17 protein-coding genes are annotated in these 21,207 nt (G+C 64.4%); 11 read left to right on the forward strand and 6 right to left on the reverse strand.

Features of this window, described 5'->3' with window-relative positions:
- Positions 1–99: 99 nt before the first annotated feature.
- The 3 genes from CK222_RS03220 to CK222_RS03230 form a co-directional block, all read right to left on the reverse strand.
- Positions 100–888 carry a TIGR02186 family protein gene (locus CK222_RS03220; RefSeq protein ID WP_067322676.1) on the reverse strand — a complete coding sequence of 263 codons (789 nt, stop codon included), beginning with the start codon at positions 886–888 and terminating at the stop codon, positions 100–102.
- The gene (locus CK222_RS03225) at positions 888–1,736 is read right to left on the reverse strand and encodes a sulfite exporter TauE/SafE family protein (RefSeq protein ID WP_278052572.1); all 849 of its coding nucleotides are present in this window, start codon (positions 1,734–1,736) and stop codon (positions 888–890) included. The genes CK222_RS03220 and CK222_RS03225 overlap by 1 nt, the downstream gene beginning before the upstream one ends.
- An 81-nt stretch (positions 1,737–1,817) precedes the next feature.
- Positions 1,818–5,990 carry a peptidoglycan-binding protein gene (locus tag CK222_RS03230; RefSeq protein WP_095799356.1) on the reverse strand — a complete coding sequence of 1,391 codons (4,173 nt, stop codon included), beginning with the start codon at positions 5,988–5,990 and terminating at the stop codon, positions 1,818–1,820.
- 461 nt (positions 5,991–6,451) lie between these two features.
- Between CK222_RS03230 and CK222_RS03235 the strand changes: the two genes are divergently transcribed.
- The 7 genes from CK222_RS03235 (at position 6,452) to CK222_RS03265 (ending at position 14,696) form a co-directional block, all read left to right on the forward strand.
- On the forward strand, positions 6,452–6,913 hold the full coding sequence (locus tag CK222_RS03235) for a MerR family DNA-binding transcriptional regulator (protein WP_082980529.1): 462 nt from the start codon (positions 6,452–6,454) through the stop codon (positions 6,911–6,913).
- A 230-nt stretch (positions 6,914–7,143) separates the two neighbouring features.
- Positions 7,144–8,940, forward strand: coding sequence for an acyl-CoA dehydrogenase (locus CK222_RS03240; protein ID WP_095799486.1), 1,797 nt, complete (start codon positions 7,144–7,146; stop codon positions 8,938–8,940).
- A 118-nt stretch (positions 8,941–9,058) separates the two neighbouring features.
- Positions 9,059–9,502: an endonuclease domain-containing protein gene (locus CK222_RS03245; protein ID WP_095799357.1), complete on the forward strand. Its 444-nt coding sequence runs from the start codon at positions 9,059–9,061 to the stop codon at positions 9,500–9,502.
- Positions 9,499–10,668 (forward strand): acyl-CoA dehydrogenase family protein, encoded by a 1,170-nt coding sequence (locus tag CK222_RS03250; protein ID WP_095799358.1) that lies wholly within the window; start codon positions 9,499–9,501, stop codon positions 10,666–10,668. The genes CK222_RS03245 and CK222_RS03250 overlap by 4 nt, the downstream gene beginning before the upstream one ends.
- A gap of 33 nt (positions 10,669–10,701) precedes the next feature.
- Entirely contained in the window at positions 10,702–11,910 is a 1,209-nt protein-coding gene (locus CK222_RS03255) for an acetyl-CoA C-acetyltransferase (RefSeq protein WP_067322689.1), read from the forward strand.
- Between the two features lie 14 nt (positions 11,911–11,924).
- A complete protein-coding gene (locus CK222_RS03260; RefSeq protein WP_095799359.1) occupies positions 11,925–14,144 on the forward strand; it encodes a 3-hydroxyacyl-CoA dehydrogenase NAD-binding domain-containing protein in 2,220 nt (739 codons plus the stop codon).
- Positions 14,145–14,153: 9 nt separating this feature from the next.
- Positions 14,154–14,696 carry a thioesterase family protein gene (locus CK222_RS03265; RefSeq protein ID WP_095799360.1) on the forward strand — a complete coding sequence of 181 codons (543 nt, stop codon included), beginning with the start codon at positions 14,154–14,156 and terminating at the stop codon, positions 14,694–14,696.
- A 12-nt stretch (positions 14,697–14,708) separates the two neighbouring features.
- Here CK222_RS03265 and CK222_RS03270 read toward each other — a convergent pair whose 3' ends face one another.
- Positions 14,709–15,323 carry a flavin reductase family protein gene (locus CK222_RS03270; protein ID WP_095799487.1) on the reverse strand — a complete coding sequence of 205 codons (615 nt, stop codon included), beginning with the start codon at positions 15,321–15,323 and terminating at the stop codon, positions 14,709–14,711.
- A gap of 252 nt (positions 15,324–15,575) precedes the next feature.
- Between CK222_RS03270 and CK222_RS03275 the strand changes: the two genes are divergently transcribed.
- On the forward strand, positions 15,576–16,217 hold the full coding sequence (locus CK222_RS03275) for a helix-turn-helix transcriptional regulator (protein ID WP_095799361.1): 642 nt from the start codon (positions 15,576–15,578) through the stop codon (positions 16,215–16,217).
- 10 nt (positions 16,218–16,227) lie between these two features.
- Complete coding sequence (locus CK222_RS03280; protein ID WP_245432953.1) at positions 16,228–17,112, forward strand: thermonuclease family protein; 885 nt, start codon at positions 16,228–16,230, stop codon at positions 17,110–17,112.
- Here CK222_RS03280 and CK222_RS03285 read toward each other — a convergent pair.
- A complete protein-coding gene (locus CK222_RS03285; protein WP_095799363.1) occupies positions 17,075–18,724 on the reverse strand; it encodes a lysine--tRNA ligase in 1,650 nt (549 codons plus the stop codon). The genes CK222_RS03280 and CK222_RS03285 overlap by 38 nt on opposite strands.
- A 167-nt stretch (positions 18,725–18,891) precedes the next feature.
- Here CK222_RS03285 and CK222_RS03290 point away from each other — a divergent pair, with 167 nt between their 5' ends.
- On the forward strand, positions 18,892–19,302 hold the full coding sequence (locus tag CK222_RS03290; protein ID WP_067322705.1) for a tellurite resistance TerB family protein: 411 nt from the start codon (positions 18,892–18,894) through the stop codon (positions 19,300–19,302).
- Here CK222_RS03290 and CK222_RS03295 read toward each other — a convergent pair.
- The gene (locus CK222_RS03295; protein ID WP_095799364.1) at positions 19,299–20,171 is read right to left on the reverse strand and encodes a transporter substrate-binding domain-containing protein; all 873 of its coding nucleotides are present in this window, start codon (positions 20,169–20,171) and stop codon (positions 19,299–19,301) included. The genes CK222_RS03290 and CK222_RS03295 overlap by 4 nt on opposite strands.
- Positions 20,172–20,389: 218 nt before the next feature.
- On the opposite strand from CK222_RS03295, the gene CK222_RS03300 reads away from it, so the two are divergent.
- A complete protein-coding gene (locus tag CK222_RS03300; protein WP_066996863.1) occupies positions 20,390–21,121 on the forward strand; it encodes a LuxR family transcriptional regulator in 732 nt (243 codons plus the stop codon).
- Positions 21,122–21,207: the final 86 nt, after the last annotated feature.

The raw sequence follows: 21,207 nt of genomic DNA on the forward strand, positions 1-21,207 counted from the left end.
ACCGCTCTGCCGAATTGAATGTGTGCTTGTCCCCGAGTTGGGAGGCGGCGACTTATCCCAAATCCGGGAACAGGGGAACCCTCATTCGCGCGAAAAACGTCAATCCTTGCGGAAAACGATGCGTCCGAGCCAGCCGGTGAGCATGGCAAGGGACACGGCGAACACGCCGTAGAGGAAGGAATAGTCGTGCGCGACGCGGAAGATCGACTGTTCGAAACCGGACTTGCGGATTTCGAGCTGGGCCGAGCTCTCCTTCACGAACATGCCGCTCTTGAACAGGAAGGCGCGTGCCTTATGGGTGCCGACCGGGATGTTGGGCGCGAGCCGGACGGTGGCGCGGAACAGGTTCTGCGACAGGAACTGGACGCCCCCGACATTCTCGCTGTAAAGGCCGGTCGCCGTCTTGCGCTCGCGAAGTGCCGAGGTGAATTCCTCGATCGTGATCGGGCTGTCGCTGGGCTCGGCCGGTTGCATGTAGAGGTTCGAAGCGCCGAGCGACAGCTGCTTGTAGCTGTTCGGCTCGGTGATGTCCTGCAGCGGGCGGGTCGTCGCCACCGAGTAGGATACCGGCACGTTCTCGAAAGTCTCCGATTCCAGATTGATCCAGACGCCGAGCACCCTGTCCTTGCGGCGCACGACGACGGGGCGGGCGGGACCCTCCAGCACGACGATGACATCGTAGCGTCCCTGGCGCGCGATCAGCGGATCGGGATTTTCGAGCGAGCCGAAAATGGTGAGGTCAGCGCCGGAAAACCCGGCGGTAATCGAAATGGCGTCGGTCGACAGGCCGATCTGGATGCTTTCCGTCGCCGGCGTCTGTGCCGCCGCCGGCAGTGCTGCGGCAGCGAGCGACAGGATGGCGGCTGCGAACGCTCTCAACGGCCCCATCAGGTCAGGCCCGCGAGCGAATAGCGATTGGGAGGCGTCACGAAGAGGTCGATGGCCAGACGGATGGCGACGGCCAGAACCAACAGCGCCAGAAGCGCCCGCAACTGCTCGCCCCGCAGCCGCTGGCCCGCCTTGGCGCCATATTGCGCGCCGGCAACGCCGCCCGCCATCAGCAGGAAGGCCAGGATCACGTCGACCGTCTGGTTCGTCGTGGCATGCACCAGCGTGGTGTAGGCCGAGGTGAAGATGATCTGGAACAGCGAGGTGCCGATAACGACGTTGGTCGGCACCTTGAGCAGGTAGATCAGCGCCGGCACCATGATGAAGCCGCCGCCGACGCCCATGATCGACGACAGGAAGCCGATTGCCGCGCCGAGGCCGAGCACCGGGATGATACTGACGAACAGCTTCGAGGCGCGGAAGCGCATCTTGAACGGCAGCCGGTGGATCCAGTTGTGCTGGCCGGATTTCTTCAGCACCGGCGCCGCGCCGCTGCGCGAGGCGCGCAGCGCGTTGACGCTCTCGACCAGCATCAGCCCGCCAACGGTGCCGAGCAGCGCGACGTAGAGCAGCGAAATGAAGAGGTCCAATTGGCCGAGCCGGCGCAGCAGCGCAAAGACATAGATGCCGGCGGTCGAGCCGACAATGCCGCCGGCCAGAAGCACTCCGCCGAGCTTGAAGTCGAGCGTGCCGCGCTTGAAGTGCGACAGCGCGCCGGAGAAGGAGGAGGCTATGACCTGGTTGGCCCCCGTGGCCACCGCGATCGCCGGGGGGATGTTGTAGAAGATCAGGAGCGGCGTGATCAGGAAGCCGCCGCCGACCCCGAACATGCCCGACAGGAAACCCACCGCCGCGCCGAAACGAAAACCGTCTCAATCAGTTAACAGGCAAATCTGTGGCAAGCCGTCGCGGAAGCGACGCGCCTGCCGTTATTTGTGCGCAAGCAGCGCCTTGACGAGCGGCGCATCGATCTCGCCGGTCGGCTTCATCTTGTTGTCGGTCTGAAAGGCAATGATCGCGTTCTTGGTCTTGTCGCCCATCACGCCGTCGGCGCCGCCGGCATCATAACCGTTCTTATTGAGGATCAGCTGGATGTTCTTCACCGCCTTCTTCATGTCGATGCCGGCGGTGGTCTGCGGCGTGCTGTCCTGCCAGGATTCCGGAATGTCGGCCGAGTTGCTGGCTGCGTTGAGCGGCTTTGCCTTCCACAGGTCCGTGGCGGCGCGCGCCCGCTCGAGCTGCTCGGGCCTGAGCGCATTGGCGATCTCGTCGCGTTTGGCCGCAGCGTCCTTGTCGCCGGTCTTGGCGACGAGAGCGAACCATTTGTAGGATTCCTCCAGGTTCTGCTTCATGCCGACGCCCTTGGCCGAAAGGATGCCGAGATTGAACTGGCTGTCCTTGACGCCGAGGTCGGCCGCCTCCTGGAACCAGTGCGCCGCCGACTCATTGTCGGTCACGCCGTCCGCCGCCATGGCGAACAGAACCGCCAGATTGTGCATGGCGCTGGCGTTGCCCTGTTCCGCCGCGAGTTGGTAATAGGTCTTGGCTTTCTTGATGTCGCGCGCGACGCCGATGCCCTTCTCGTAAAAATTGCCGATGCGGTATTCGGCCGGTGCGAAGCCCAGTTCGGCGGATTTCTCATACCATTTGGCGGCCGCCGCCATGTCTTCCTTGACGCCGCGCGATTCCGCGTAGCGCGAGCCGATCTCGAACAGCGCCTTGGCGTCACCGCCTGCGGCCGCGTCGTGCAGCGCCACCGGACCGATATCGGCCGGGACATCGATCTTGGCGGCCGAACTTGCCGTCTGGCCGCCGCCCGGCGGGACGGTGCCCGTGGTATCGGCGGACGTGGTTGCCGGTGTGCCGGCCGAGGAAGCACCGGCTGCGGCGGCACCGGGCATTGCTGTGCTCGCCGGCGCGCCGATGGTGGGCTGCGCGTCGCCGTCCGTGTCCATGGCAGGCCCGTTCGCAGCCGGAGAGACTGGCTCCGAGGGTGTCGCCGAAGCCATCGGCGCGGGCCGGGCTGGCGCGGACGGAGTCGCCGGAGCAGGCGCCGGTTCGGCTGGCGCCGCGGCCGCGGGCATTTCGGGTGCGGATGGCTGAAAGTCGGCCTGTGGCGTTGGATCGTCCTTCGACGGCTCGGCCTGCCTGACGGCACGCGCCGGCGCGCTCTCGGGCTTCGCAGTGCCCGTGTCGGGCTTGGGCGTGCTGACATCGAGCGAGGCGGTTTCGACCGATTGGGTGGAGACGATCGGCGCGACGTCGTTGCTGGCGACCGGCGCGGGGTCGGAGAAGAATGCCTTGCCGAGCTGCAGGCCGGCCAGTGCCATCATGATCGCGGCCGCCGCCATCAGGATCGGCTTGCGCCGCGCCTTGAGCAGATCGCCGATTCTGAGCGCCTTCACCGGGCCGGTCATCGTCGACTGCCGCTTCAGCGCGTCGGCTTCCGCGGCGGCGGCCTGCGCCGCGCGGCGGGCGGCCGCGATGAAATCGGATTTGGCGGCATCTGTCTCGCTGCGCTTGGCCGGCTGACCGCCGCGCTCGTCGCGCACGCGCTTCATGATGGCGTTGAGGTCCGGCGCGCCGGAACCAGGTTCGAGCGGCCGGTTGGCGGCTCTCGGATCGAGCGGTTCGTCGATGTCGACGGTCGGAACGTCGCCGGCCGGTGCCGAGCCGGCAAGCGGCGGCGTGTCCTCGTTCTTCTTGCCCTTGAAGGCACGCGCCAGTCCGCTGAACATCGACTTCTTGCGGCCGGTGGTCTCAGCCTTCTCGCCAATTTCGTCTGATCCGAGCGCAGCCATTGCGGCGGCGGCCGCGGCCTCGGCGGGCGTGCGAGCGGCAGCTTCGCCGCGCATTACAGGTTCGCCACGCGTAACAGATTCGCCACGCGTAACAGGTTCGCTACGCGTAACAGGTTCGCCCGGTGCAGCCGGCTCGTTTCGCGAAACCGGATCGTGGCGCAGGATGGAGGCGGCGCGCGCATCGAGATCGGCGATGTCTCCGGTCAGTGGCAGCGGCTGGTCGATATCCATCGACGGCGCGTCCTGGACGGCGATCTTGCCGGTGCGGGCGGCCCGCTTGCCGCCCGGCTGCGGGTCGATCAGTTCGCTGACCGCTTCACTGGGACCTTCGGCCTCCAGCGAGCCGAGCCGGTCGACGATCTTGAGCAGCGTGTCGTGGATCGCCTCGAACGTGCGCGAATTGCGCTCGTCGGAACGGCGGGTGAGCGCTTCGAGCGTCTTCAGGTCCTGCGCGAGCCCGCTCACGGCGGCTGCGTTGGAAGCAGCCGTGCCGGAACTCGATTCGCCCAGCGACCGCACGGCGTTCTCCGCAGCCTCGCGCGCGACGGTGAGGATGGAATCGCGCGTGCCGGCCAGCGACTTCTCGATCTCGTCGAGGCGGGGGCTGATGTCCTCGAAATCGGGAAGCGGTGCGCTCGGCTTCGAAAGATGCGCCGAAAGGGCGGTCACCTGCGACTCAAGGCTGCGGATCAGTGCCGGATCAATGCCGGCGACCTGCGCGGCGGAGGATTCCAGCCGGCTGGAGATGTCCTCGAGCCGGCTTTCCAGGCCACGGATCGCCATCTCGTTGGCGGGATCGGGCGCGCGCGTCTCGATGCGCTTGGCAAGCGCGGTGAAGCGGGCGTCGATCGCCTCCATGATGCCAGCGCCGTCGTCCTGCCGCATGCGCTGGTCGAGCCTGTCGGCGACTTCGTCCAGCCGCCGCTCGAGGTCGCGGAACAGCAGGTTGCTCTGCTCGATGGCATCGCCCTGGCGGCGCTCGAGCAGCGTGGACAGCGCGTCGAAGCGCTGCTCCAGGCCCTGGAAGATGTGGTCGGCGTCGGGCATCGCCGGCGCGCGGTCTATCTTGTCGGTGATCAAAGCAATCTGCTTGCCGAGACGCTCCATCGCCTGCTCCGGCAGATGGGCGCGCCCGGCGAGCTCGTCCACACGGCTGGACAGAAGGTTGAGGCGGTCGATGACCTCGGCGCCGGGACGCGACTGCGCGACCTCCTCGATCTGCTCCGCCAGCGAGGCGATCCGTTTCTCGATTCGCCCGAAGGTTTCCGGATCGAAGGCATTGGCCTGCGCGGCCACCGTCGAGGCGACGATGGCGCGCGAGATCTCGTCCAGCCGCTCGTCGATCATGGCAAGCGTCTCGCCGCCGCGCATCGTTTGCTGGCTGGCGAAACGGTCGACCGCTCCGGCGAGGGTGCGCACCTTTTCCTCCAGCGAGGCGAGCGACAGCGATTGCGGCAGGTTGTTGACCGCGCTGCTGATCTGTTCGAGGCGGTCGGTCAGCGCCGAAAGGTTGGGACCCTCGGCGCGCTGGCGCTGGTCGGCGTCGACGCGATCCTCGAAGGCGCTCCAGCGGCGATCGAAATCGTCCCAGCGGCGGTCGACGGCCTGCACGCTTTGGTCGACGGCCCGCACGCTTTCCTCGCGCGCCAGCGTGTCGAGCGCCGCCTTGACCTGCTCCAACTCCAGCCGCAGCAGGTTGACGCTGCGATCGTCGCTTTTTTCGGCAAGCGTGTGGATGGCGCCGGAAAGCCGTTCGAACTCGAGGCCGAGCTCGGCGCTGTTCTTGTCGGCGGGGGCACCATGCTGGCTCGCCGCCTGCATGGCGCGATCGATATCCTGACGCAGCGCGTCGAATTCGCGCTGCAGGCCGGCGGTCATCTGATGGCGCAACTCCTCGCGCAGTCCGCGCAATTCGACCGCGATCTTGCCAACCATCGCGACGCCGTCTTCCTGTCCGCGCACCCGGTCGATGTCGCGGGCAATGGCCTGATAATTGGGGCCGAAGTCGGAAGCTGCGGCCGCCGGGTTCTGCGGCCCGCGGTTTTGCGGTCCGCGATTTTGGTCCCTCTGCGTGGTGTAGGGTTCCTCGTACCAGCGGGGCGAACCATAAGGTTGCGCGGCCGCATAGCGCGGCTCGGGGGCCGGCCGCCGCGGATCGGGGCGCTCGGGCGTGTCGCTGCGCGTCCGCTCCAGCCGCTGCTCCAGCGTTTCGAGCGAGCGGCTCAGATCCTCCAGCGAGGTCTGCGACCGGCGCTGCCTACCGGCGTTGAGTGTATCGAGATAGGACCGCTTGCTGTTCATCGATGCGCCCGTGTTCAGAATGACCGGCTGAGACCGGTTTCCCAGAGTCTGCCGGGACGAAGGCGTCCGCGCGGTTTTGCTGCGGAGGAAGACGGGCTTCCCGGGTTTCTCACCCACGCTTCGAAAACCGTGAAAAATTCGCTACAGGATAAACACGGGTGACCGACATGCGCACATTTCGCCCAACGTGGTAAACAAGGCGTTAACCAAGCTTAAGAAGTGGCGCATAATCCTAACCCGCCCGCCCCAATGGCATCCGAGTGCGGCATAAAGGAGTGTTTCCGACAACGCCCTTGCGTCAGGTGCCGGCTGTCGGTATAGAATTGACGTAAACGTAAAAGGTGCGAAGCCGTGCCTCTTGCGATTGAATTGTCGAAACCACGATTGGAAGCACGCCCCCGCTTCCACTCAGGCGACGTTTGGTCCGTGACCGCGACGCCATCAGGGGAAAGCCAGTGACCATGAAACTTGTTTCGCCCGGCGAAGCCGCGGCCAATAGCAATCACATATCGGTCGAGACCGACGAAGAATTCGTCCGTATCGGCGAGATGGCCAAGAAGTACGGCGTGACCTTGCGCACGCTGCGATTCTACGAGGACAAGGGCCTGCTCAATCCGAAGCGCGACGGCTCGACCCGTCTCTACACGCGCCGCGACAAGGCCCGGCTGAAGCTGATCCTGCTCGGCCGCAAGGTCGGTTTCTCGCTGCGGGACGTCAAGCAGATGATGGATCTTTACGATCCGACCGGATCCAACACCAAGCAGTTGCGGCTGGCGCTCGACAAGTCCGAGAAGCAGCTTGCCCGCTTGCAGAAGCAGCGCGCGCTGATCGATGAGGCTATCAGCGACCTGAGCAATTCGATGGCGATCGTTCGCCAGATGCTGGCCGAGCGGGCCGCGCCGCAGGCAAGCGCCGCCGGCTGATCTCACGCTAACGGCATAGCCTAGGATAGAGAAAGCCGCGTGGCTGCAGCCGCGCGGCTTTTTTGTTGCCTTGGAGCGAGCGCTAATCAAAAATTTCGGGCTGCGACGAAGTTGACGTTTACGCAAACGTCAATATTTGCTATCGGGGGCATCGACATTGGCTCGGCCTCCCATCCACATCCGGATCGGAAACTTGCTGGCCGGCCGGGACCGCAAGGGTGGAGGAAGGCATGACGATCTACAGGGCGCCCGTCCAGGACACGCTGTTCGTGCTCAACGACGTGCTCGGCTACCAGCGCTATTCTAATCTTCCGGGCTTCTCGGACGCTACGCCGGACGTCGTCGAGGCGATCCTTGCCGAAGGCGCCAAGCTAGCCGAAAACGTCATGCATCCGCTGAACCGGGTCGGCGATATGGAAGGCTGCGTGCGCCATGAAGACGGTAGCGTGACCACGCCCAAGGGATTCAAGGACGCTTTCAGCCAGTATCGCGAGGGCGGCTGGATGGGCCTAGCGGCACCGGCCGAGTTCGGTGGCCAGGGTCTGCCCTATACAGTCCACACCGCGGTCTCCGAATACATGGTGTCCGCCAATATGGCGCTGATGATGTATCCCGGCCTCACGCAGGGCGCGATCGCGGCCATTGTCACCCATGGCACGGACGAGCAGAAGGCCACCTGGTTGCCCAGGCTGATCGAGGGCGCCTGGACCGGCACCATGAATCTCACCGAGCCGCATTGCGGCACCGATCTCGGCCTGCTGCGCACCAAGGCGGTGCCCAATGGCGACGGCACCTACAGGATTTCCGGCCAGAAGATATTCATCTCCGCCGGCGAGCACGACATGGCCGACAACATCGTCCATCTGGTGCTGGCCCGCGTCGAAGGGGCGCCGGAAGGCGTCAAAGGCATCTCGCTGTTCATCGTGCCGAAGTTCAAGCTCGACGACTCGGGCAATGTCAGCGCGCGCAACGCGCTCTCCTGCGGCTCGATCGAGGAGAAGATGGGCATCCACGGCAACTCGACCTGCGTCATGAACTATGACGAGGCCGAAGGCACTTTGCTCGGCGAGTTGAACGGTGGCCTGAAGGCCATGTTCACGATGATGAACGAGGCCCGCCTGGGCGTTGGTCTGCAAGGGCTCTCGGTCTCGGAGATCGCCTATCAGAACGCGGTGTCTTACGCCAAGGACCGCCTCCAGGGGCGCTCGCTGTCGGGCATCAAGGCACCGGACAAGAAGGCCGACCCGATCATCGTCCATCCCGATATCCGCCGCTCGCTGATGACCATGAAGGCGTTCAACGAGGGCGGCCGAGCGCTGGCGCTGTGGACGGCGATCAAGTCGGACGTCGCGCACCGCTCCGGTGACGAAAGGGACCGCCAGTCGGCCGACGACTACACCGGTCTGCTGACGCCGGTGGTCAAGGGCGTGCTGACTGACAAGGGCTTCGATCACGCCGTGATGGCGCAGCAGGTGTTCGGCGGCCACGGCTACATCGAAGAACACGGCATGAGCCAGTTCGTCCGCGATGCCCGCATCGCCATGATCTATGAAGGCGCCAATGGCATTCAGGCGCTTGATCTGGTCGGCCGCAAGCTGGCACAGAATGGCGGCCGCGCCGTGCAGGCCTTCTTCAAGGAGGTCGGCGAATTCTGCGAGGAAAACCGCGCCGACGACAAAATGGCGCCCTTCACCAAGGCGCTGAAGAAGGGCCTCAACGACCTGCAGGCGGCGACCATGTGGCTGGTGCAGAATGCCATGGCCAAGCCCGACAATGCGGGCGCCGCCTCGACCGACTACATGCATCTCTTCGGCCTAGTGGCATTGGGCTACATGTGGGGCCAGATGGCCAAGGCCGCCCAAACGAAGCTCGCCGAAGGTGCCAATGGGGCCTCGTCGTTCTACGACAACAAGCTGGTGACGGCGCGCTTCTTCATGGAGCGGATCATGCCGGAGACCGCGACGCGCCTCGCCCGCATTTCCAGTGGCGCGGATACGCTAATGGCGCTGCCGGCGGAAGCGTTCTAGAAATGCTCGGCGTCCCCCTCCCCCTTGAGGGGAGGGTGGCCCGAAGGGCCGGGACGGGTCGCCCGCGACGAACTCGACGCCAATTCTGGCGACGCACCCTGGGAGAAGGACTAACACAATGCCCCGCACGCGGGTCAGTTTCGAGATGCGACAGAAAGCGCGCTCGCTTCGTCTGCACACGACGAAGGCCGAGTCCCTGCTGTGGTACGAATTGCGCGAGCTGACGGCTGATGGCCTGAAGTTCAGCCGGCAATCGCCGATCGGCCCGTACATTGTCGATTTCGTCTGCCCGAAGGTCAAACTGATCGTCGAGGTCGACGGCGACCTGCACGAAACCGAAGCTGGCAGACGTCATGATGTGAACCGCGACGCCTATTTGCGGTCACTCGGGTACGTCGTTGTCAGGATTGATAAGCCTGATGTCATTAACAGTGCATGGCATGTGGCGCAGTTTGTTAAGGACAAGGCGGAGCACCTCATCGGCGACCCCTCCCGGCCGCTTCGCGGCCACCCTCCCCTCAAGGGGGAGGGGGACGCCGGCGCAGTGGAGGAAACAGCATGACAAATCCAGCCGAAGTTCTTGGCCTGCCGAAGCCCGCCTGGGCGGCGGCCGAAGTCGGCATGCTCTACGAGATGGCGAGCCGCTTCATGTCGGAGGAGATCGCGCCGCGCTACGACGAGTTCGAGAAGAACGAGATTTTCGACCGCGAGAGCTGGCTGAAGGCGGGCGCCGCCGGCCTGCTCTGCGCCTCTATGCCGGAGAAATATGGCGGCTCCGGCGGCACCTTCGCGCATGAGAGCGCCATCATCGAGGCTATCGGCCACGTCGGGGTCGACGGCTTTGGCATCGGCCTGCACAACTCGATCGTCGCGCCATACATCCTGCATTACGGCTCCGAGGAGCAGAAAGAAAAATGGCTGCCGAAACTGGCGACCGGGGAGCTGATCGGCGCCATCGCCATGACCGAGCCCGGCGCCGGCTCCGACCTTCAGGGCGTCAAGACCCGTGCCGAGAAGGACGGCAATCACTACAAGCTCAACGGCTCCAAAACCTTCATCACCAACGGCCAGCTTGCCAACCTGATCATCGTCGTCACCAAGACCGATCCGGACAAGGGCGCCAAGGGCACCTCGCTGATCGTCGTCGAGACCGACGAGGTCGAGGGCTTCGAACGCGGTCGCAACCTCGACAAAATAGGGCTCAAGGCCAACGACACCTCCGAGCTGTTCTTCAACGACGTGCGCGTGCCGACCTCCAACCTGCTCGGCCATGAGGAAGGCAAGGGCTTCGTCCAGCTGATGCAGCAATTGCCGCAGGAGCGGCTGCAGATCGGCACCGGCGCGATCGCCATGATCGAGCGGGCGCTGGCGCTGACCATCGACTACGTCAAGGAGCGCAAGGCCTTCGGCAAGGCGATCATCGATTTCCAGAACACCCAGTTCAAGCTGGCCGAGCTGAAGACCGAGGCCACGATCGGCCGCGTCTTCTACAACGACTGCGTCGCCCGCCACATCGACGGCGGCCTCGACCCGGTCACCGCCTCTATGGCCAAATACTGGCTGTCCGACCTGCAGGGCAAAGTCGTCGACGAATGCCTTCAACTGCATGGCGGCTATGGCTACATGAACGAATATCCGATCGCCCGCATGTTCCGCGACGCCCGCGTCCAGCGCATCTACGGCGGCACCAACGAGATCATGAAATTGCTGATCGGGCGCTCTCTCTGAGCGCAGCGACCGGCAAATCCAAGGAGCACGAAAATGGCCGAAGCTTACGTCTATGACGCCGTGCGCACGCCGCGCGGCAGAGGCAAGAAGGATGGCTCGCTGCACGAGGTGCCGGCGGTGCGGCTCGCGGCAAAGACGCTTGAGGCGCTGCGTGATCGCAACGCGCTCGACACCGGCACGGTCGACGACATCATCTTCGGCTGCGTCGATCCGGTCGGCGAAGCGGGCTCGGTCATTCCGCGCGCCGCCGCCTTCGAGGCCGGCTACGACACCAGGGCGCCCGGCATGCAGATATCGCGCTTCTGCGCTTCCGGACTCGATGCCATCAATTTCGGCGCCGCCAAGATCGCGCAAGGCGCGGACGAGATCGTCATTGCCGGGGGCGTAGAATCCATGTCGCGTGTCGGCATGGGCATGTCCGGCGGCGCCTGGTTCATGGACCCCTCCGTCGGCCTACCCGGCTGGTTCGTGCCGCAGGGCATCTCGGCCGACCTGATCGCGACGAAATACGGGTTCAGCCGCGACGACGTCGACGCCTACGCCGTCGAGAGCCAGAAGCGCGCCGCCAAGGCGTGGGACGACGGCCGCTTCAAGAATTCGGTGGTCCCGATCAAGGACCAGAACGGCCTCACCATCCTCGACCGTGACGAGCACATGCGGCCTTCGACCGACATGCAGTCGCTCGCCTCGCTCAATCCGTCCTTCGTCATGCCGGGCGAGATGGGCGGCTTCGATGCGGTGGCCGTGCAGAAGCATCCGGAAGTCGAGGAAGTGAACCACGTCCACCATGCCGGCAACTCATCCGGCATCGTCGACGGCGCCGCTGCTGTACTGCTCGGCTCCAAGAAGGCCGGCAAGGCCATGGGCTTGAAGCCCCGCGCGCGCATCCGCTCGTTCGCCAATATCGGTTCCGAGCCGGTGCTGATGCTGACCGGCCCGGTCGACGTCACCGAAAAGCTCTTGAAGCGTGCCAAGATGAAGCTGTCGGACATCGACCTCTTCGAGCTCAACGAGGCCTTCGCTTCCGTTGTGCTGCGCTATATGCAGGCCTTCGACATCCCGCATGACCAGATCAACGTCAATGGCGGCGCGATCGCCATGGGCCATCCGCTCGGCGCCACCGGCGCGATGATCTTCGGCACGGTGCTGGACGAGCTGGAGCGCCGGGACCTGAACACCGCGCTGGTCACGCTCTGCATCGGCGCCGGCATGGGCACCGCCACCATCATCGAACGCGTCTGACGGGGAGAGAAAAGATGAGCTACACCAATTTCACCCTCGACGTGGACGCCGACGGGATCGCGCTGGTCACCTGGGACATGCCGGGCCGCTCGATGAACGTCTTCACCGAAGAGGCGATGCGCGAGCTCAACGCCATCGTCGATCGTGTGGCCGACGACGCCGCCATCAAAGGCGCGGTCATCACCTCCGGCAAGGACAGCTTCTCCGGCGGTGCCGACATCACCATGCTGCAGAAGATGCTCGCCACCTTCGCCGTCGAAAAGGAGAAGGACCTCGAAAAGGCGACCAAGGCGCTGTTCGACAATGCCGGCTATATGACCGGCCTGTTCCGCAAGATCGAGACCTGCGGCAAGCCGTGGGTATCGGCGATCAACGGCACCTGCATGGGCGGCGCCTTCGAGATGTCGCTCGCCTGCCATGGCCGCGTCGCGGCCGATTCCGACAAGGTGAAGATGGCGCTCCCCGAGGTGAAGATCGGCATCTTCCCGGGCGCCGGCGGCACCCAGCGCGTGCCGCGGCTGACCGATCAGCAGCAGGCGCTGCAGATGCTGACCAGCGGCCAGAATCTGACGCCGCAAAAGGCGAAGTCGATGGGCTTGATCCACGAGATCGCCGAGCCGAAGAAGCTTCTCGAGACCGCCAAGGCGATGATCAAAAACGGCCTGAAGCCGGTGGCGCCATGGGACGAAAAGGGTTTCAAGCTGCCCGGCGGTCCGATCTATTCGGCAGCCGGCGCCAATCTCTGGCCGCCGGCCATCGCCATCCTGCGCCGCGAGACCTATGGCAACTATCCGGCGGCCGCCGCGATCCTGAAATGCGTCTATGAGGGCCTGCTGGTGCCCTTCGACACCGGGCTCCGGATCGAGCAGCGCTACTTCACCGAGATCATGCAGACCAAGGAAGCGGCGGCGATGATCCGCTCGCTTTTCGTGTCGCTGCAGGAACTGAACAAGGGCGCGCGCCGCCCGACCGGCGTGCCGGACAGCAAGTTCAAGAAGATCGGCATACTCGGCGCCGGCTTCATGGGCGCCGGCATTGCCTATGTCACGGCCAGGGCCGGCATTCCGGTCGTGCTGCTCGACCGCGACATGGAGTCGGCCGAGAAGGGCAAGGCGCATTCCGACCGCCTGATTTCGGATCAGCTGAAGAAGGGCCGCGCCAAGCCCGAAGAGAAAGACAAGTTGCTGTCGCTGATCACGCCGACGGCCGACTATGCCGACCTTGCCGGCTGCGACCTTGTCGTCGAGGCGGTGTTCGAGGATTCAGGCGTGAAGAAGCTCGCCACCGAGAAGGCGGAAGCGGCGCTGAAATCCTCGGCGATCTTTGCCTCGAACACTTCGACCATTCCGATCACCTCGCTGGCGAAGAACTCGGCGCGGCCAAAAAACTTCATCGGCATCCACTTCTTCTCGCCCGTCGACAAGATGATGCTGGTCGAGATCATCCTCGGCAAGAAGACCGGCGACAAGGCGCTCGCCGTCGCGATCGACTTCGTACGCGCCATCAAGAAGACGCCGATCGTCGTCAACGACACGCGCGGCTTCTACGTCAATCGCTGCGTGCTGCGCTATATGTCGGAAGCCTACAAGATGCTGATCGAAGGCGTTCCTGCGGCGATGATCGAGAACGCCGCCAAGGCCGCCGGCATGCCGGTCGGCCCGCTGGCGCTGACCGACGAGACGGCGATCGACCTTGCCCAGAAGATCATGAAGCAGACCATCAAGGATCTAGGCGAGAAAGCCGTCGACCCGAAGCAGATGGCGCTGATCAATACCATGGTCGACACGCATGGCCGCTTCGGCCGCAAGAACGGCAAGGGCTTCTACGACTATCCTGCCAAGCCGGCGAAGAAGAAGCTGTGGCCGGGTCTCAAGGATCTCTATCCGCAGCTGAAGCCCGAGAAGGTCGACTACGAGGAGCTCAAAGAGCGCCTGCTGGTCACCATCGCCCTGGAGGCAGTGCGCGTCATGGAGGAGGGCATCGTCACCGATCCGCGCGAGGCGGACGTCGGCTCGATCCTCGCCTTCGGCTTCGCGCCGTTCACCGGCGGCGCGCTCTCCTACATCGACGTCATCGGCGCCAAGCGTTTCGTCAAGATCGCCAAGGGCCTGCAGAAGAAATACGGGGCCGAGTTCAAGGCGCCCAAGCTTTTGCTCGACATGGCCGAGAAGGGCGAGACTTTCTACCAGCGCTTCGACCCTTACCAGAAGGGCGAGGTCAAGAAGGCCGCCTGACGAACTCCGATGTATGTCTGGGGGCGCCTCGCGCGCACGATGGCCACGGCGCGTAGCCGTGGCCCTTATCAAATCGGCGATCAGAGCCGGCTGGCCTTTCGCTGCCTGCCGACCGACATCGATTTCAACAGCCATCTCAACAATGCCCGTTACATGATGCTGGCCGATCTTGGCCGCATCGATGTCTTTCTTCGCATCGGTCTTGTCGCGCTCGCGCGACGCAACGGCTGGGCGCCGATGATCGGCGGGCTGCAATCGGCCTATGTGCGCGAGATCAGGCTGTGGCGCCGCTTCGAGGTGGTGTCGTCGATCGAGACCTGGGAAGGCACTTCGGTGATCGGCAAGCACCGCTTCGTCCTCGACAATGGGGAGACGGCGGCGCTGATCCTGACCACCGGCGGCGTCTATGACCGGCGCGGTGGCCGCTTTCTCGAAATTGAGGAGGTCGTCGCGGCGCTCGGCCATTCGGCGGAACCGCGCCCGCCGACCGAGCCTGAGCGGGCATTCATGATCTCGCACCGGAACCTGCGCGAAGAGGCCAAGCGGGCCTGATCGAGCAAGCGTTCAATGTTCGGCCCGGAAGGTTTTGCCCAGATCGACCGCGTCGCCAAAATAGTGCCGGAACACATAGAACAGCGGATTCCATCGCGCAGTGTCGATGTGGTTCGTTCCCGGCATGCTGCTGTGCGCATGTACTCGCTGCACGTCTACCTCCATGATGAGGTGCGTCGAGGATGCGCCTTGCTGCTTCGCGCTGCGATGGCAGGTCAGCAGGCGTGTTTCGAACTGCAGGGGACATTCTGCGATGCGCGGCGTCAGGATCAACTCGCTGGGCTGGATCGCAAAACCGCCTAAAGCGAACTTGTCGGCCTCATGAACGAACCCCAATTCGGCCTTATGGGGTGGAACTGGATTCGCACCCGTGGTGCGCGCGATCCGTTCGACATTCGCCCAGAGGCTGGCCGCGGGAAAATTGAGGGTGCATTCGCCATCCCGCAGAAGATTGATGGCGCCCTGGGTCGCCGAACTCAAGCCGAGGACCACGCATGAACCCAAGGCCCACGCGGACGACATGGGTGTGATGTTGGCGGTGCCGTCATCGTTTCGGGTAACCATCAGGACGACAGGCGTCCCAAAATACAGAACGGATGGGGCGATGGATTGGTGGTTCGGCAACATGAGCAGTCCTTCGTAATTCGAGGACCGCACCCTACCAAGCTTGCGCACCGAGACGTTTCGGCCGGGGTCGAACGATGCATTGCGCACGCGGCGACATGGTCGGCGCCGGCGCCCGGCTCAGGATCGAGCCCGTCAATCTTGCGGAAGCGGCGACTTTCTCTGCAATCCGCTGTTCGCGCCGGTGGACAATTGAATGGTCGCGCGTTAGACAGCAGTGAGGCATTTTTTCCTGTTTTTCGAAGGAGAGCGGACTTGCTCTCACACGATCGCGTCTGGGCCGCAATCGATGCTCTTGCCGAGCGCTATTCGCTCTCGGCTTCCGGTCTCGCCCGCCGCGCGGGCCTCGATTCGACCGCCTTCAACAAATCCAAGCGCCTGTCCTCCGACGGCCGGCCGCGCTGGCCTTCGACTGAATCGCTGGCCAAGATCATCGAGGCCACCGGCGCCTCGCTGGAAGAATTCACCGTGCTGGTTGAGGGTCACGGTGCCTCCGCCGCGCCGCCGCCGCGTATGGCCGTGCCGCTGCTTGGCTTCGCCCAGGCCGGTGCCGGCGGTTTCTTCGACGATGCCGGCTATCCCTCGGGGCAGGGCTGGGATCTGGTCGAGCTTCCGGCGCGGGCGGCGGAAACCTCCTATGCGCTGAAGGTCCAGGGCGATTCCATGCTGCCGCTCTACCGCAATGGCGACGTGCTGATCGTCGAGCCGGGCGCGCCGACGCGCAAGGGCGACCGCGTCGTCGTCAAGACCACCGCCGGCGAGGTGATGGCCAAGGTGCTCGACCGGCAGACCGCGAAGTCGGTCGTGCTGGTCTCGCTTAACCCCGCTCACCCGGACCGCGACATCTCGATGAGCGAGGTCGAGTGGGTGGCGCGGATCGTCTGGGCAAGCCAGTAGGTCCGGGCTGGTGCGGGTCCTCCATCTTGCCCTGGCGCTTGCGGCGGTTCCGGCAATGGCGGCGCTGGTCGTCGCCGGAGGCCACTCGCTGAAGGGCAGCGAAAGCGTCGTCGCGGTCGATCAGATCGATCCGGCCAGTGCACTTCCGGGGCAAGACGCCGATGTGGCGCCTCGGGAACCGATAACTGCGGAACCGGCGACGTCCGCCATTCTGGCGCCTGCCGCGCCGCAGCCGCCGAAGCCGGTGGCGCATTCGCGGGCAATCGATCCCGACGTGGTGGCGCCACCCGAAGTGCCTGCCGAGGAACTGGAACGGGTCGAGCCGCGCGCGCCGCTCAGCGATCTGGCGCTGGCCGGTCCGCCCAGGCCGCGGAAAACGAAAATGCCGGATGGCGAGGAGGGCACCAAGTTGCTCCAGCCCGTCGCGACCGCCGCCGGCCTGATCAAGGCCAAGGATTACTCCATCGCCGTGTCGGGCATCGACATCGTCAAAGAGGACGAGACCTGCAGCGACGAAGGCAAGTCATGGGACTGCGGGGTTCGCGCCAGGACGGCATTCCGCGCTTTCCTGCGTGGCCGGACCCTGGTCTGTTCAGTGCCGCCGCAAGACGGGCAGAAGGCCATCGCGGTCAAGTGCTGGGTCGGCAACAAGGATGTCGGTCTGTGGCTGGTGGAAAACGGCTGGGCCCGCGCGGCGCCAGGCGGCCCCTATGTCGAGGCGGGCGACAAGGCGCGCGCGGCGAGGAAAGGCATTTTCGGCGCCGCTCCGAATCTCGGCGGCCTGCCGGCATTGCCGGCCGCCACCGGCCCGGCGCCCGCCGCGCCGAGTTCCATCCTGCCGGCGGAAGATGGCGACGTTACGCAGCCAGCTGACCAGCCAGGGCCCGCTCAATGAGCGCGCGCGTCTCCGTAATGCCGTAGAGCGCCGCGAAAGAGCCGAAACGCGGCCCCCGTTCCTGTCCGATCAGCACCTGATAGATCATCTGGAAGAAGGCGACCGACACGCCGGGTCCGCCTTCCGGGCTCTGCTTGGAATGGTCCTGATAGCGCTCGATCCGCCGCGCGACGTTGAGCGCCGCGTTCTGGATCGCCTCGCCGTCCGCGCCCTGCGGCAGCTCGCCGAGCGCTTCCGAAAGCTTCGCCAGCGCCTCGCGCTCCACCTCGTCGGCGGCGCGATAGACCTTGGTCGGCTTCACGAAGTCGTCGAAATAGCGGATGGCATACCCTGTCAGCCGGTCGAGCTCGGGGTGCGTCTGCGGCGTCACCCCGGACGCATGGCGCGAGATGAAACCCCACAGCACCGCCTTGTCATGCGCGTTGGAGGCGCTGACCAGATTGAGCAGCAGCGCGAACGGGACCGGCAGGTCGATGGCCGGCGGATTGCCGTCATGCATGTGCCAGACCGGGTTGCCGAGCCGCTCCTTCCATTCCTGGCGCGGATAGGCGGACAGGAAGGCGTAATATTCGTCGACCGCCTTCGGGATAACGTCGAAATAAAGCTTCTTGGCCTGCCGCGGCCGCTGGTACATGTAGAGGCCGAGGCTCTCGGTGGGCGCATAGGTCAGCCATTCGTCGATGGTGAGCCCATTGCCCTTCGACTTCGAGATCTTCTGGCCGTTCTCGTCGAGGAACAGCTCGTAGACGAAATGCTCCGGCGCGCGGCCGCCGAGGATGTTGCAGATGCGGTCGTAGATTGCCGCGTTGGTCTGGTGGTCCTTGCCGAACATTTCGAAATCGACGCCGAGCGCTGCCCAGCGCATGCCGAAATCCGGCTTCCACTGCAGCTTCACATGGCCGCCGGTGACCGGCAGCGTGGTCTCGCTGCCTTCGTCGTCGAAGGTGATGGTGCCGGCCTTGGCGTCGACATGCTTCATCGGCACGTAGAGCACGCGGCCGCTTTTCGGCGAGATCGGCAGGAATGGGCTGTAGGTCGCCTGGCGCTCTTCGCCGAGCGTCGGCAGCATCACCGCCATGATCTCGTCATAGCGCTCGGCGGCGCGCAGCAGCACTTCGTCGAAGCGCCCGGACTTGTAGTATTGGGTCGCGCTGGCGAACTCATAGTCGAAGCCGAACGTGTCGAGGAAGCGGCAGAGCATCGCGTTGTTGTGGTCGGCGAAGCTCGCATAATCGCCGCCGAACGGATTGGGCACCGATGTGAGCGGCTTGTGCAGGTAGGGCTCGAGCGCCGCGCGATCGGGCACGTTGTCGGGAATCTTGCGCATGCCGTCCATATCGTCGGAGAAGCACAACAGCTTGGTCTTGACCTTGTCCTGCGTCAGCACGCGGAAGGCGTGCCTTACCATCGTGGTGCGCGCCACCTCGCCGAAGGTGCCGATATGCGGCAGGCCGGACGGGCCGTAGCCGGTCTCGAACAGGACGGTATCGGGAAAGTCCTTGTTCTTGTAGCGGGCAATGATCTTCTTGGCTTCTTCGAACGGCCATGCCTTGCTTTCGCCGGCGGCCGCAAGCATCTCGGCATTGAGATCGATGATGTTTGATCCCGTCATGTCACTTTCCAGGTAATCTGCCGGCCAGATGTGTCGGCTTGGGCGCGCAAAGATTTTCACCCGGTCTCTAGGCGCGACGGGCCGGAGCGTCAACGATTTGCGGCGCTTTTCCTTGCGGCGCCTCAATGGCAATCCTACGTTGAAGCCTCACCATCAAGGAGTTTTGAATGCCTTTGACGCCGCACGAAGCCCTGATCTATCTCATGGTGATCACTTCGGCATCCGACCGCGACATGACCGATGTCGAACTGGCGCGGATCGGAGACGTCGTCCGTTCTTGGCCTGTGTTTGTCGATTTCAACAGCGACAGCCTAGTCGGCGTGGCTCAAGCGTGCCAGCAGGCTCTGCACGATAAGGACGGGCTGGAAGGCGTCCTTGCGCGCGTCGCCGATGCGCTGCCGGAGCGGTTGCGTGACACCGCCTATGCCGCCGCTTTCGAGGTCGCGGCAGTCGATCTCGAAATGCGCATGGAGGAGTTGAGGGTGCTGCAGCTCATCCGACGGGAACTCGATCTCGACACGCTCACCGTCGCGGCGATCGCCCGTGCGGCGAAGGCCCGCCTGCGCACACTGACTTAGAAAAAGCTCACCGGAAAATAGCGCAGATAGAACTCGGCGAAGGTTCCCTTGATCGAGATTTCCTGCAGCGCGTAGTCGAAGGCGGCGGCCAGCGCCGGGTCGCCCGCCCTGGTGGCGATCGCCATGCCCGAGCCCAGATATTCGGGCGCCAGATAAGGGCCGCCGGCGAAGCGGCAGCACCCGGCGGCTTCCGAGCCGCCAAGCCAGAAGGCGAAGCGCATGCCGTCGCCGAAGGCGGCGTCGATCCTGCCGGCCTTGAGGTCCGCGTAGAGGTCCTCGGGCTTGTCGAAGGGCACGACCTGCACCGTGCTGAAATAGTCGCGCAGCATCTTCTCATGCGCCGAGCCGGCGATGACGCCCACGCGCTTGCTGCGCAGCTTGTCGAGGATCGGCTCGGTAAACGCCTTGGCCTTCGGCATGATGAAGCGCGCCGGGAACTGCAGATAGGAACGCGAGAAGGCGTATTTCTCGCGGCTTTCCGGCGTCGCCGCGATGCCGGCGATGATCGCCTCGCCTTCGCCTTTCCGCAGCGCGTCGTCGAGATCGTTCCAGGGCAGCGCCTGGATCTGGCATTTCTCGACGATGCCGAGTTCGGCGCAGATCGCCCGCGCCAGGTCGATGTGGAAACCCGACAGCCGGCCGGAGCCGTCGAGGAAGTTGAAAGGCGGAAAATCGGTGGTGGTGAGGAACCTCAGCCTCGGCAACGCCGAAAGATCGGGCTTCGGCAGCCGCTCCTTGGCATCCCACAGCACCGGAACCTGCGGCTCCGCCGCGCGAGTCGCGTCGGCAAATGGCAACGCTCCGATCAGCGCCGACAGGAGGGCCAGAAATATCCATCGGAATGGCACGATAACGCTCCGCCCAATCATGTCCTTGGCTTTTCGTACGAAAACAGTGCAGGCACAATTGTTTTTGATTTCAAACGGGCGAATTCGGCGTATGGTTTAGTGCGTTTGCAAGTTTCAGCGCGCGCCCGCAACAGGGCAGGTGTCGCGAAGAAACTTGTGGTCCGGGGTTGATGGCGAAGGGTGGTTCGGGCATCTACGATCGGTACGAAAAGCAGAAGCAACATGGGGTAGATGTTGCGATGAGCATGTTCGATAGAACTCTGGAATACATCGACCAATTACAGCACGCCAACACTGCTGCGGCAGTGTGCGAGCGGCTGCTCGGCGTCACCTCGAGTTTCGGGCTGACGGCGCTGATGGCCGGAACGGTCCCGCAACCCGGCACGCCGCGCGGCCAGCAGAAGGACCATGTGCTGCTCTGCGACTGGCCGGGCGAGTGGCTGGAGCGCTATGTGGCGCGCAACTATGTCGACCATGATCCGGTCGTCAGCCACATGAAGCAATTGCAGGCCCCGTTCCAGTGGCGGGAGGCTTCCCAGGCCATCGTCATCGACAAGAGCAGCGACGAGGTCATGGGCGACGCCCGCGAGTTCAAGCTGCGCGACGGCCTCGCCTTCCCGCTGGTCACGCTCGACGGCCAGATCGTCATGGTCTCGCTGGGTGGCGAGTCCGTTGAACTGTCGGACGTCGAATTCGGAATGGTCTCGCTGGTGTCCACCTACGCCATCGGCCGCGCCATGCAGCTTCACACGATGGCCGGCAAGGTCGTCGACCACATCGAACTCACACCGCGTGAGCGCGAATGCCTGCAATGGGCAGCTGTCGGAAAGTCCGAGTGGGAAATTTCGCAGATTCTCGGCATTTCGGAGCATACCTCCGAGAAACACCTTCTCAACGCGAAGAGCAAACTGGGCGCCGCTAACCGTGTGCAGGCAGTCGCCGAGGCGATCAGGCGTGGCTATATTAGCTAAATCGGCCGTGCTGGCCCAGAAACGGTCCCATGCGCATTCGCGTAATATTTTAAGCAAGGGCGAGCGGTGTCCTTGTCTTAAGAGAG

The organism is Mesorhizobium sp. WSM3866 (assembly GCF_002294795.1).
Lineage (GTDB): Bacteria > Pseudomonadota > Alphaproteobacteria > Rhizobiales > Rhizobiaceae > Mesorhizobium.